Source organism: Streptomyces parvus (assembly GCF_032121415.1).
Taxonomy (GTDB): Bacteria; Actinomycetota; Actinomycetes; order Streptomycetales; family Streptomycetaceae; genus Streptomyces; species Streptomyces globisporus_A.
Map to the genome: position 1 here is coordinate 6,484,029 of NZ_CP135079.1, position 13,160 is coordinate 6,497,188.

Sequence of the window (13,160 nt, forward strand, 5' to 3'; positions counted from 1 at the left end):
CGGCCCCCTGGGCACCGGGAGCATGGCGACGGGGGAGATCGTGCAGGACTGGATCTACATTCTTAATCCGAGCAAGCACTCCCTCGACGGTGAGCCCTTCGACAAGGACACGGTGCGTCGTCTCGCCCACCAGGACCCCGAGGGCGACTTCTGGCTCAGCCGACGCAACCGCATGAACCCGGGCGACCGCCTGTGGTTCTTCTTCACCTCGCCGGATTCGGAAGTCGCCGCGGTGGCCGACGTCATGGGTGAGCCGTACGAGGCGGACCCGCCGGATCCCGAATCCGTCTACCGGGTCGACGTCACGCTGCTGTCCGGGCCCACGGACGCGTTGCACGGCGATCCGGTGGGCCGGGACGAGCTGCAACTCGGCCAGGTGAGGTCGGTTCAGAGGGTCGAACCAGGGGCGTTGGAGATCCTGCTGGAGCGAGCCGGTCTGTGATCCGCCCTCCGCGGGCAGGACGGCTACCAGGGCTCCAGCCCACGCTCGGCCGGGTCCGTGTGGGGCAAGAGCGCCTCCCGGGCACGTGAGTTCAGGGCCATGAGTTTGTCCGCCGTGCGATCGACGAAGAAGACGAACGCTTTGGCGGTGTCGGCGAAGGCCGCTGCCGGGCGACTGATACCGGCTGTCGTGATGACGATGAGCCGCTTGGGTACGTCCTCACCTGCCGCCGCGGCCAGGCCGTTCATCCGCTGAACCTCGGAGGTGGACAGGTTCTTGGCCCTGTCGTGCCACTCGATGTGGAACGCGTCGGACCGGATGGGCTGTTCGGCGTCCCCTTCTTCGAGGTCCCCGAAGCCGAATGCCGTCAATTGCTCGAGAACCGTGTCCGTGATGTGCTGGGGGCTGGGCGAGCGCCGCGAGGTCTTCGGCTCAGTTTCCTCATCGAGCTGACCGACATCGGCGCCGGCGTCCCCCAGCCACTTGGGCGGACCGGCTTCGTCTGCGAAGAGCGACTCCTGCCACTCGGACCGGTGCCCGGCGGAATCCGGTTCCCCGCGACCGGCCGGCTCGCACGACACCTCCACGTCCCAGGCCTTCAGGCCCCTGCCGAGTACGTCGGCGATGTCCGCCACCGACGCCTCCGCGCGGGGTACCCCTGGCGTGGGCTTCGTGCTGCGCCACAGGTTCCAGGCCAGATCGACGCGGCCCCAAGCTCCGCATTCCGCGAGGTGCACATCCACCAGCCAGCCGAGGGCGGGCTTGAGTGAGACGCGGACGAACGCGTCCGAGAACTCGGCCTCGACGAAGCTGCCGTCGCGTCCGCCCACGATGTCGAGTTTCGGCGAGTGGCGGGGGCCGTACGGGAAGTAGCCGTTCCCCGCCGCCACGCGCCGCACTCGCACACCTTTGGCGTCCAGGAGGTCGGCCAGCTCGGTCATGTCGGACGGCTCGCTCTCGTTCCAGCGCCACGGCGAGGGAACCGGTACGTCGGTGAGGTGTGCCGACGCCATGGCGTGCAGTGCGTCGACGAGTACCTCGTCGGGCGTCTCCAGCGGCCAGACGGACGGTTCACTGTTCAGTACCGGGTCCATCACCGCCCAGACGATCGTGTAGCCCATGCGCACCTGGGCCAGCACGACCGAGCGTTTGCCGGACAGCGTGACCTTCAGATGCATCAGGCGGTTCGCGTCGTCGAACTGTACCCGGTCGGCAAGCTCGGGGTGACGGTCGCACAGAGCCTGTTCCAGGCTCTTGAAGTGCAGGTGTCTGCCGAAGGCGGCGACCATGTCACCGGGCGGGAAAGGCAAGGGAAACACTCCTGTTGAGTAGCGGCGGCGTGTGGCGCCGCCGGGGACGCCGTGATCTGTTGACGGAGCGTAGGTCGACCGGATGCCGTCGCTCAAAGCGTTCGGCTGTCCTCAACGGCATTGGCTGCCGGATTGACCGGAAACCGCTTCAGGCCTCTCGCCTTGCTGGTCGATCTCCGCCCAGACGGTCTTGCCAGAGGGCGGGCGCGGGTCCGTGCCCCAGCGGTCGGCCAGTGCGTCGACCAGGAGCAGGCCGCGGCCCGACTCGTCGTCCGGGCCCCGATCCGGGGGGATCGCGGGGCGGTTCTCGCCCCGAGTGTCGCTCACGGCGATGCGCAGGGTGTCGGCCGTCCCGTCCAGCGTCAGTGCCACCAGGAAATCGCGGCCCTGGACGCGGCCGTGCAGCGCCGCGTTGGCGGCCAGCTCCGCGACGACGTGTTCCGCTCTCTCGATGACTCGCGGTGACATCTCTCCGCCCCGCCGGGCAGGGTGACGACGGCTGCGTTGGCCGCGATGCCGATCGCGAGGCGACGACGGTTCGGTCTCATGCTCTTTCCTTCGGGGCCTCGGCGCTGTGGGCGGCAGCACGGTATGCCGTGAACACCCGGGCCTGTTCCGTCTTCCGGAGCCGGCCCAATTCGATGGGGCGCAGGCCGTAGGGCCGTCCGAGGCGTTTGAGGATGGCGTCGAAGTACGGCACGGGGGTGTGCTCGGAGGCGACCACGAGGGAGGACAGCAGCACCCCATAGGTGGCCGGGCTGTCAACGGTTACGAGGATCGATTCCCTGGCCTTGGCGGACAGGTCCGATGGCTTGAGCCCGGCGGCAGCGGCAAGCGTGTGCCAGCCCACGCAGACCTGGCGTTGGGCAGCGTCGATCAGTGCCCGCCGAACGGCCACGACCACGGCGCGCTTGGTGGTCCCGAGCTTGCCCCAGTGCACGCGTTCCTCCTCGGTGGGGCGCTCAGCGGAAGCGCTTCGGGCCACCGGTACGGCTTGGGTGCCTCGCGCGTGGGCACGATAAACGGCAGCCCGCCAGACTGCCTCGACGGTCGGGGTGACGGCGTCGGGCTTCCAGCCCAATTCCCTCAACACGTCGCCGAAGAAGGGGGCCGGGCCTGGGGGCTGGCCGTCCGCCTTCACCAGGGCCGACAACAACCGGCGCCCGGGAACGTAGGAGCTGTCCACCGCGGCCAGCAGCCGAACGCGGTCCTGGTCGGTCAGCGTCGACGGCGAGATGCCCTGCTTCCTGAGCAGGCTCGTCCACTTGATGATGCCGTGCCCTTTGGCGACGAGTTCCAGATGCTCGCGGAGCCGGGCCGCGAGCCGTGCCTCGTTCAGCACATGTGCGGTTCCGGCCTTCGGCTCTGGTGGCCTGACCGAGGGCTGTTGCCGTGCGGGGGTCGATTCGGCGAGGACGTAGGCGGTCTTCCGCTCACGCTCCCAGATCTCTGTAACCTTCGCCTCGGACAGGCCGGATCGCCAGCCGAGGCCGGCGAGGACGTTGGTGAAGTACGGGGCGGGCGCGGCCGGGGCGTGGGCGGGTTTGACAAGCGCCGAGAGCACTGGTTTGCCGTCGGCTCGGGGATGGTCCACCTCGATGAGGAGGCGCACGCGTTCGTCCGGGGTGACGTCGCCGGGCGCCGCTCCGGCGTGGCTGATCAGCGTCTCCCAGTTGATGAGGCCGCGGGCGCGGGCGACGATGCCGAGCCTTGAGCGGAAGACGCGGATCGTCTCGGCCTCACCGAGGGGAAGTGGGCGGGGTGCTGAGGTGGCCGGTTCGGTCGTCGCGGGGGTGGCCGGGGGCGACTCGGGACGCGGAGACGCGGGGCGCAAGTCCGGCCAGCGGGAGTCGGTCTGCTGAGGTAGGGGCGACGCGCCGTCGGCGCGTATCAGCCAGTCGGGTCCGGAGGGGGTCGCTTCGGTGAGCGGCAGCAGGTGGGCTGAGGAGTAGATGATGTGCAGTTGGTGGGGAGAAGGGGCAGGGTGGGCATGCGGCAGGGTGATCCGGGCCCGGACAGCGGCCGAGCCGAGCGGCTGGAGGTCGGCCTCGTAGAGGCGTACGGCGGTGCCGTCCGGGTCAGTGTGCGATGCCGGGAGCTCGGTCGCTGCGGTGAAGGCGATGGTGCCCGGAGCCAGCGGGAAGGCCACGGACGTAGGAGCCGGAACGGGCGTGCTGCTCGCGGGCGGTTCGGCGTCGAGGCTGGGCGTGACGACCCCCTCGTTCGACAGGCGGCACTCGGTGAGGGTCGACCACCCGAGGCTGTTGTCCGGGTACTGCGCGCCGACGTACACCTCGCGGGTATCGCCCTGGGTGCGGCAGGAGATGCGGATGGCATGTCCGGCGGCGTCCACCTCGTTGTGCGAGAGCCCGCAGTAGGGTCCGTACGCCCAGTGGACGTGGGTGTGCCGGTCGGCGAGGCGTTCGCGTGTCTCCTGCCACTCGCGGAGGGAGAGGCGGGCCAACTGGACCCGGATGAGCCGGGACCGGCCCTGACCGAACCGGACCTCGACGGCTCCACCGTGGACCGAACCGGGATCCAGGTAGGTGATGTCGGCGTCCTGGTACCCCTGGCGCAGTAGCCAGCGCCGTAACGCCTGCCCGATGTACAGGTGATCTGCGCTGGCCTCACCGGTCTCCGTGCGGCGGCAGTGCACGGGCGGCCGGTGCGCGTAGTGGCACTTCTTCCCCGTGTACCGCTTCGGAGTCAACTTCTTGCCGCAGCCGCCGAGCAGGACGCCGCAGTAGAAGTCGTGGCGGGTCCGGCCCCGCATGAACGTGTCGAAGTCGTCGTGGTCGTACGGCAGGAACACCGGCCAGTCCGACTCGGCCTGACCGATGACCGCCGTCTGAACCTTGCGGGTGTCTTCTTCGGAGGTGGGCGAGACCATCCTGGCTCCTGGCTCGGGCAGCGGCGGCGGTTGGGTCAGGTTGGGTGGCGGGGGACTTGGCCTGAGGGTGGAGGTGTACCCGAACAGACTGTGTGTGTATACGAATCCAAGGACGACGCACATACAGTTCGCCGTGGGGCGTGAGGAGTGGTCGGGGTTCGTGAGGTTCGCGACCGGGGCCTGAACCGCGCTCGGCCCGGCGGTCGTGAGGTCACTCTTTCACTGCTGGGACACTGGGTCAGTGGAGGTCTGGTCCGCCCGCATCGGCTATCTCGTCGAGCAGACTGATCTTCTCGTCGGCGTCGTCATCGACGTCCGGGCCGTCAGGGCTGGTGTCGGGAAACGATCCGGCTGCCTCCTCGTCAGCGAGGTGCGGGTACTTCTCCAGAAGGAACCGCCGCCGGTACGCGACCTCGGCCGCGTCGACGATCCCTTCCAGAGTGGTCCAGTTGAGAGTGCTTCCGACGACGATCCCGAATGCGGGTACGGCCTTACCGAGCCCCTTCTTGGTGAGGCGGAAGCCGAACGCCTTCGCGAACTGCTGGGAAACCTTGGTGACGACCGCGTCGTTGAGGACCTCCCACGTCTTGCCGCGGAAGAGTGCTTGGGTAAGTCGCGAGATGTCGGCCATCGCGGCGTTCTTGGCGGTGGCCGAGCTTGCCGTCCCGACGTTGACGACGGACATCACGAAGAGCTTCTCGGCGGGCTCTTCGGGGTCGTAGCCGTAGAACAGCGAGACCTGGCCGACGGCACGGGACGCGAGTCCGAGGACGACCGCGGTATCGGCGACGAAAGCACCCGCGATCGCACCTCCCGAAGGCGCTGCGGCGGCACCGGCGGTAGCGGCGATGGCGAGCTGCCCTCCCGAGATCACCAGCCCAGCACCCGCACCCGAGAGTGCTGCGGCGGCTGGGTAGTACAGGCTCGCCGCCCGACCACGGACCGCGTCGACCTGCTCAAGGTCGAGGCGGCGCAGGTCGAGCAGCGATTCGACGTCGTGCCCGCGCTTCTTGTGGAGCGCCACCACGCGCTTGGGGGAGAGGCCCGCTCGCGAGGCCCGCCCCACCGTCTTCCGTAGGGACTGCGCGGCAGTGCCACTCCAGTCCGGGAGGGCATCAGCGGCTCCGCGCGCCCCCGCGCCGACCTTCTGAGCGCCCTTGGCGACGGCTTCCTGGCCCCGCGAAAGCGCAGACTTCGCCCGTGGGTGGTTCTCCAGTTGCTTCGCGGCACGCTTGCCAAGCTCCGAGACGCCGTTGGCCACTTGGTCGCCGGCGTTTCTCATCACTCGGGACAGTAGCCGGCCTTTGAACTGCTGGACTGCATGCCATGCGTCGAGCTCGTAGTCCGATGGCAGCTGATCGAGCTGCTGTGGGTTCTGCGCATTGCTCATGGTCCCCCCTGGGGCGTGGATCGTGATGCAAGAGTGGGTAACACGTCAGGTCACGTCGTCGAGAGCGGTCAGGCGGGGTGGCGGGGGCCGTGGCCTGGGGGTGGTGCGAGTGTGGAGGTGTAGTTTTCGCCCTCGATGAGTGGGGTCTCCAGGGTGAGCCCGGCGGCGGCCATGCGGTCGTACTCGGCGAGGATCAGTTCCTTGGTGCGGTACGAACCGTGCTTGGCCTCGTCCTTGCGGCGGACGATGGGGAAGGTGTCGAGGATGTAGTCGGCGTCCTCGCGGGAGATGCCGTAGAGGTGGAAGAAGAGGGAGTCTAGTTCCGCGCGGATTTGCTGGCGGCGCTTCTGGTTCCAGTGGAAGGGGGAGCCGGTATCGCCGAGATAGGTGGCGAGGCTTTTCATGTCATTCGCGGTGTATACGAGTTCAAGGACGCGCGGCACGATGAAGCTCGAGTGAGGGGAGAGTTGGGTTGGGGTGGGTACCGGGAGCTGCTTGACGATGAAGAAGCTCATGGAGGTGCCGCCGATGCTCTGGCGAGCCGCGTAGTCAAATGCGAATGACGACCAGGCGGCTCCGAGGAGTTCGGGTGACAGTGACATGGCCAGCAGGAATTTGTGTCCCACGCCTACCATCGGCATTAGAGCGCTAATCATGCTTCTCTCGTCGGTGGACCGGCAGATATCCCGCCAGCCGAGAAGGAAGCTATTCGGCCATTCTTTCTCGGCGAGGCGCTTTCGGACCCCCGCGACAGGAATCTCCTCGCCGTTCTTGTCGAACTTGCCGGACGGCGTGTCCTCTTCTGACACCCAGTACCGGGGCAAGACCAGCGCTTCGCTGTCGTCCTTCTCCTCCGGTGGGAGGGGCCGAGTGTCGTCTTCGGTGCCGTATGTGGCCCACCGGTGGTCGTAGTGGTGGAGCATCTTTGCCTCGTACAGGGGGAGCATCCGCTCCCCGTGCCTGGTGAAGACGTTGCCCTCAAGTGTCCAGCCAAAGGCTTCGAGATCTTGGCGGGGGTTGAGGAGAGCAGAGTCGTGGCCCATGTCATACATCCGGAGGAACGATGTGCCCCACGGGTTACTGCTGGGCTGGCCCTCCTTCCAGAAAACGGGTAGCTGCCGGTACATTCGCAGAGTTACCTCGGCATCCCGACGAGACCTGAAAATCGGGAGGGTTCCGGTGTTCGGATTGAGGAGCTCGATCTCTTCTGGTGTCAGCGCGAACGCCTTCTCCGCGTCATCCAGTTCGGCCGGGTCGTGGAGGAAGAATGCAAACCGTGCTGCCGGTTCGCATAGCGACCGCCCCGTGATCGACAGGATGCTGAACTTGAACGAGCGGTGCACTCCGGGAAAGAGCGGTGCCGCGTTTTCGAAGTCGTACAACACGGCGATCGACCCGCTCTGAACTAGGTCTTTTGAGAAGTACTGCGTCCGTGCGTCCGTCACGATCCCCGTCGGCACGATCACCCCCGCACGCCCCTTCGGCCCGAGTAGGACGCGGTCTGTCTCCGTGAAGACCGAGTAGGTGTTGAGGTTCCCCTGACCGGTCAGCGGAACCCGCCCCGACCGCCGCAGGAAGTGGCTCTCGGCGTACACCTTTCGCTTGCCCGCCTGGAACTCCTCAAACAGCGAAAGGGTGTCTGGAGAGTGTTTGAGCGTCTCGATCATGTTCTTGCGGACGGACGCGCGGGATGCTTCCGCGATCTCAGGAGCACGATGGGCGAAGAACTCCTGCTCGCGGAAGTCCACGCTGTCCCACGGCGGGTTACCCACCACTGAGTCAAAGCCGCCAGCCCAGCCTGTCTCAGAGGAAACTCCCTGGCCATTCTCCGGAACGGAGAAGACCTCGGGGAACTCCAAGTGCCAGTGGAAGAAGTTGTACCGGTCACGCAGCCGCTCGATCTCGACGCCGGTCTCTGCGGCGACACCCCCGCCACTCGGGTCCTCCAGCGCCTTGAACACCGAATGCGTCACCGCGCGCGGACCCTCAGGCGTCTTGAGCCACACGAACGCCGCGCACCAGGCGTCGGCGACAAGCCGGGCCCGCTGGTACGCCGAGGAGCCCGCCCACTCCTCGTACGCCTCCTCCTGGCGGCGCACGTCCGCCAGCTCCTCCGCCTGAGCCAGCGTGATGGACCGAAGCCCTCTGGCGAAAACGGTGTTGGCGACCTGGACCGATTCGTCGCTGATGTCGAACAGGCTGCCCTGTCCGATCCGCTCCTGCTGGTTGATCTTCTCCAGCGCCTTCGCGTGCTTCTTGTCGTCGCCCTCCGTGGCGATGAACGCATCGTCGGGAATCCCGTCCCGCAGCAGCTTCGGCGTCGCCCCGATCAACCCGTTGCCATGCTTTACGTGCGCGTCAAGGAACCCAAGCGGCTTCCCCGGCTCCAGCGCCTCCAGCCACAGCGACACCTTGGCCAGCTCCACAGCCATCGGGTTGAGGTCCACGCCGTAGATGCACCGGGCGACGACCTCATGCAGCGCATGCCGCACCGCGTCCAACGTCGGCTCGGGGTTCCGCTCCCGCACCGCCGCAACCTGCTTGGCGATGCGCCTGGCCGACGCCACCAGGAAGTGCCCCGAGCCGCACGCCGGGTCGCACACCGTAAGTGACAGCAACTCGTCCACGATCGCGTCCGCCGGGTCGGCCGCCCCCGACTCCGACGCCGCCTCCTCGCCCCGCTTCACCGCGTCCCGTATCACCGGGTCCAGAGTCGAGTCCAACAAGCACTCGATGAGCGAGGACGGGGTGTAGTAACTACCCGTCGTCTTACGGGTGTTGCCCGCGACCTCGACCAGCGTGAACGTACGGTCGGCGGTGCTGTGCTTCGGCTCCAGCTCCAGCAGCGACTCGTACACGGAGCCCAGTTCCTCCGCGTCCAGGTGCCGGTAGTCCACCGCCCGCCAGCGCCCCGAGCTGCCGTCCCGCACCTGCGACAAGTGCCGTACGGCGGTCAACAGCGCCTCGTTCGACAGCTTCAGCCCGCGCAACGGCGCATCCGCGTCCGTGTCGTTGAAGAGGCCGCCGAGACCGGGCAGGCCCAGTTCGGGGCGGCCCTTCTCGTCGCCGAGGGCGTCGAGGACGATGCGCAGGGCCTCGTACAGGTCACCGTGTGCCGTGCCCCGCCGCTTCCTCGCGTGCGCACGCAGCCGGGCCGAAGAGAAGTACGCCTCGTACCGCTCGCGTGCCTGCGGGTCCGTCTTCGGCGACAGCAGCGCGTCGCGGTCCTCGGCCACGAAGACGAACAACAGCCGGTAGACAAGCCGCAGCAGCGCGGCCTGGAGCGCCTTCGGGCGGACGTCCTCGCGCAGGGCCGAGTTCTCCGGGTGCCGCAGGAAGCCCGTACCCAGCGCGGTGATCGCGTCCTGGACGCCCTTGCGGAGCTGGTCCAGGGCGCGGGTGCCGGACGCGATGGCCTCCGTGCGCCACTTCTCCAGCCGGCACGCGGACGGCGGCGCTTCCTCCGCCACGTCGAACCGCGACACGTGCAGCACCCGGTACAGCAGCACGAACTCGCTGAACAGCTCGCCGTCGAAGATCGCTTCGAGGTCGAACTCGACGTACGAGGCCGTGGCCAGCGCGCTGGAGTCACGCAGCAGCCGTACCTGACGGCCATTCGTCAGAACGCCCCACAGGTGGGCCTCCGTGCGGTTCAGGCACTCCTGGAGCATCGACTGCGGCGGCACCGTGCCCACGCCGCCGGGGCGCTTGTCCAGGTTGGCGTTCCAGGGCGTCTGGTGGATCAGCGCGTGCTGCCATCGGTGGGAGACCGGGAACTTCTTCTCCGCGTCCGAGTCGGCGGCGATGCCCGCCGCCCCGACCTGCGTCAGCGGGCCGAAGCCGAGCTCGCGCCAGAGCGGGGCCAGCCAGTCACTGCCGGCACGACCGGTTGCATCGGCCGCCGGGTCGCCCGTCTCGCGGTCCTCGGGCAGGTGTTTGCGCAGCTCGCGCCAGAGCGGCTTCAGGTACTCCCAGCTGCGCTCGGCCTCGTCGCGTACCGATCGGGAGGACGGCAGGCCATAGTCGGAGGGCTTCGAGCCGGGGACGTCCTTGCCCTCGGAGATCCGTACCAGCATGTCGGCGGGCAGCAGCCCCCCGACCGTGTGGACGGCGGTGAACACCTGGTTGCGGGTGACGGCGGACATCAGGCGGACACTCCAGGAGCAGCGGGGGCGACGGCCGGGACGGAAGGGGCGGCGGGCAGGTACACGTACGCGCCGAGGACGTCGGCGGGCTTCTGCACGGTGACGGACAGGCCGCGGACGATCTCGCCGGACGCCTGGCGCACCCGGCGGTGCGAGGCGTCCAGCTCGGCGGCCAGCTCCTCGCCGTACGTCTCCAGATGGCCGTATACGTCGGGGAGCTGTGTGAGGAGCCGGGTCATGGTGCGCTCGGCGTAGTGGCGGTCCGTGCTCTCCGACGCTGTCGCGTCGAGCAGGTCCCGTGCCCGCTCCGGCGGCAGCCACTCCGCCTTCCTCGCCGAGCCCTCGAAGGCGACCAGCCGGGCGTCCTCCGCGACCAGCTGCTTCTCGCCGCTGCGGGAGGGCAGCGTGAGGTGGAAGCGGTAGCGGACCAGAAGAAGGGTGGTGAGCGTGCCGACCGCGTCCGTGGTGACCACGCCGCAGCGGCGGGCCGGGCGGGCACCGTCCGCCTGGGTGTCCAGGGCGGCGTTGAGGACGTGGGACGCGAGGGCGCCCACGACCGGGTCCGTCCGGACGAGCGCCGCCTCACCCCGCGCCACCGCCGGGTCCGCGCGGAACGGGATCGGGCGGTCCTTCTCGATGACCTCCGCGCCGACCGTCGGGGCGAGCGCGTCCCGCAGGCCGATGGGCGTGCCGCCGACCTGGGCCGTGAAGTCCTCGCCGTCACCGCGGAGTACGGCACCGAGCGCGCCCAGCGACTCCCGTACGAACGTGTCGACCTCGCCCGCGCCGCCCAGCGCCTCGCGGACCGCCGCGACCTCGCGGGCCACCTCCTGCGGATGCACGGAGCGCTGTGCGAACCGCGAGCGTGACGCCTTCTCGCGTTCAGCCGCCGAGTTCCAGTCGCTGTCCAGCTTCGCCGTGCTCGCCTTGAACGCGTCCGCGCTGAACAGGGCGTCCTGGTCCTCGCGGCCCCGCATCAACAGCCACTCCACGATGGCGTCCGTGACGCCCGTCGACAGCTCGTCGGGCACGGAGACGGAGATGCCGAGGTCCTTCTTGATCTGGCGGTGCTTCTTGATGAGGACTTCGAGGACCTTGCCGTCGATGCCGTTGTCGTCGCCGTACAGCGTGATGACCCGAACCTGGTCCTTTCGTTGGCCGTAGCGGTCGACGCGGCCCTCGCGCTGGTCGTGGCGGGTCGGGTTCCAGGCCAGGTCGTAGTGGACGACGGCGTCGAAGTGGTGCTGGAGGTTGACGCCCTCCGAGAGGCAGTCCGTCGCGATCAGGACGCGGCGGGCGGCGGCGTCCCCGCCGGCCTCCTCGGCGAGCTTCTCGATGCGCTCCAGGCGCTGCTGCGGGGAGAGCGTGCCGGTGACCGCCTTGACGACGGTCCTGGCGCCGAGCGGGCCGCGCCTGCCGGAGTCCTTGTCGTTCTCCAGCTGGGCGGCGAGGTACTCGGCCGTCGGGATGTAGCGGCAGAACACGATCGGGTTGTGGCCGTCCGCGAGCAGCGCCTTGAGGTGCTTGATCAGCGCCTTCAGCTTCAGGTCCTTCGCCGGGCCTTCCAACTGCGCCGCGATGTACGCGAGTTCGGCGAGGTGCGAGCGTGGGTCCTCGGTAGTCTCCGCGCCCGGTGCGACGTCCATGCCCTCCATCGCGTCGCTGTCGGCCGCGTCGCTGTTGAGCGGGGCGCCGAGCTTGTCGGCCTCCTCCGCCGACGCGGCGATCGCCGCCGCCGAGCGGGTCCGCAGCGTCTGCGCGGCGGCGCGCGGGGACGACACCAGCGAGCGGAGCAGGGCGATCGCCGACCACCAGGCGATGCGCGCCTCCCGCTTGCCCTGACTGCCCGCCTGCTCGACGCGCTCACTCGCGTACGCGATCGCGTCGTCGAGCAGGGCCCGGTACTCCGGGGACAGCTTGTACGTCTCGTCCTTGAAGTAACGGTCCGAGGGGAACGCCGTCCGCTCCGCCAGGGAGTCGTCGGTCAGACCGTCTTCCTTGGTGAGGTACTGGCGTACGTCCGCCCGCTTGCGCGCCACGAAGTGCTGGGCGAGGAGCTTCCTGCCCGCCTCCGAATCCAGGCTCACGTCGGCCAGTTCGGGCTTGACCAGGCCGAGGAGGTTGCGGAACGCGGACTCCTTTCCACTGTGCGGGGTCGCCGTCACGAGCAGCAGGTGCCGGGTCTCGTCCTGCGCGACGCGGCGCAGCAGTTCGTAGCGGAGCTGGTTCTGCGAGGCCGTCGAGGTGTCGTCGGCGACCACGCAGGTGTGGGCCTCGTCGACGATCACCAGGTCCGGGCAGTGACGTACGAAGTCGTCGCGGTGGCGCGGCGACTTGATGAAGTCCGTCGAGACGATCACCTGCGGGTACTTGTCGAAGAGGGACTGGCCGAGGTCCAGGCCCCGTTCGAGGCGCGAGACCGTCGAGGAGAGGACCAGCTCCGCGTCGATGCCGAACTTCGAGCGCAGCTCCTGCTGCCACTGCTCGGCGAGCGCGGGCGAGCAGAGGACTGCCAGGCCGTTCGCCTCGCCCTGCGCGAGGAGTTCGCTCGCGACCAGGCTCGCCTCGATCGTCTTGCCGATGCCGACGTCATCGGAGATCAGCATCCGGACCGTCTTCTGCCGCAGGGCCATCAGAAGAGGAACCAGCTGATACGCGCGCGGCTCCACCGCGATCCCGGCCAGCGAGCGGAACGGTCCCGCGCCCGAACGGAAACCGACGCGCAGCGCCGTACGCAGCAGGCCCGCCGCCCGCTGGTCGCCGAGGTCGCCCGGCTCCGGCGGCGCGAACTTCGCCTCGTCCACCGCCTCGAACGCCGGGAACACGGCGGCGATGTCGTCATCCGAGCCGCCCAGCGGACGCAGGACGAGCAGATCGGGCCTGCTCTCGGGAAGCACGACCCATTCCCGGCCGCGGGCCTTCACCAGGGAACCGGCGGAGTACGTGAGTGCCATGTGAGTCTTCGAGTCCTCGTGTTGGGTCC

7 protein-coding genes are annotated in these 13,160 nt (G+C 68.7%); 1 reads left to right on the forward strand and 6 read right to left on the reverse strand.

From position 1 onward, the window contains the following. The first annotated feature begins 22 nt into the window (after positions 1-22). Complete coding sequence (locus tag RNL97_RS30120) at positions 23-442, forward strand: EVE domain-containing protein (RefSeq protein ID WP_225994801.1); 420 nt, start codon at positions 23-25, stop codon at positions 440-442. 23 nt (positions 443-465) lie between these two features. On the opposite strand, the gene RNL97_RS30125 is transcribed toward RNL97_RS30120, so the two are convergent. The 6 genes from RNL97_RS30125 to RNL97_RS30150 all read right to left on the reverse strand — a co-directional run bounded on the left by RNL97_RS30125 (position 466) and on the right by RNL97_RS30150 (position 13,131). Further along, positions 466-1,848, reverse strand: a complete 1,383-nt coding sequence (locus RNL97_RS30125; RefSeq protein ID WP_225994800.1) for a hypothetical protein — start codon at positions 1,846-1,848, stop codon at positions 466-468. Between the two features lie 15 nt (positions 1,849-1,863). Further along, positions 1,864-2,340: an ATP-binding protein gene (locus tag RNL97_RS30130; protein ID WP_264158800.1), complete on the reverse strand. Its 477-nt coding sequence runs from the start codon at positions 2,338-2,340 to the stop codon at positions 1,864-1,866. After that, positions 2,297-4,642 (reverse strand): competence protein CoiA family protein, encoded by a 2,346-nt coding sequence (locus RNL97_RS30135; protein WP_151510096.1) that lies wholly within the window; start codon positions 4,640-4,642, stop codon positions 2,297-2,299. The genes RNL97_RS30130 and RNL97_RS30135 overlap by 44 nt, the downstream gene beginning before the upstream one ends. 238 nt (positions 4,643-4,880) lie before the next feature. After that, positions 4,881-6,032 (reverse strand): EcsC family protein, encoded by a 1,152-nt coding sequence (locus RNL97_RS30140; protein WP_151510095.1) that lies wholly within the window; start codon positions 6,030-6,032, stop codon positions 4,881-4,883. Between the two features lie 68 nt (positions 6,033-6,100). Continuing rightward, positions 6,101-10,177, reverse strand: coding sequence for an Eco57I restriction-modification methylase domain-containing protein (locus tag RNL97_RS30145; protein ID WP_151510094.1), 4,077 nt, complete (start codon positions 10,175-10,177; stop codon positions 6,101-6,103). Continuing rightward, positions 10,177-13,131: a DEAD/DEAH box helicase gene (locus RNL97_RS30150; RefSeq protein ID WP_313751426.1), complete on the reverse strand. Its 2,955-nt coding sequence runs from the start codon at positions 13,129-13,131 to the stop codon at positions 10,177-10,179. Before RNL97_RS30150 ends, RNL97_RS30145 begins: the two co-directional genes overlap by 1 nt. Positions 13,132-13,160 lie beyond the last annotated feature (29 nt).

Excerpts from the sequence above, each read along its gene's own strand:
- RNL97_RS30120 (WP_225994801.1), top strand. The coding sequence starts at position 23 with ATGGCGACGGGGGAGATCGTGCAGGACTGGATCTACATTCTTAATCCG.
- RNL97_RS30135 (WP_151510096.1), bottom strand. The coding sequence starts at position 4,642 with ATGGTCTCGCCCACCTCCGAAGAAGACACCCGCAAGGTTCAGACGGCG.
- RNL97_RS30140 (WP_151510095.1), bottom strand. The coding sequence starts at position 6,032 with ATGAGCAATGCGCAGAACCCACAGCAGCTCGATCAGCTGCCATCGGAC.
- RNL97_RS30145 (WP_151510094.1), bottom strand. The coding sequence starts at position 10,177 with ATGTCCGCCGTCACCCGCAACCAGGTGTTCACCGCCGTCCACACGGTC.
- RNL97_RS30150 (WP_313751426.1), bottom strand. The coding sequence starts at position 13,131 with ATGGCACTCACGTACTCCGCCGGTTCCCTGGTGAAGGCCCGCGGCCGG.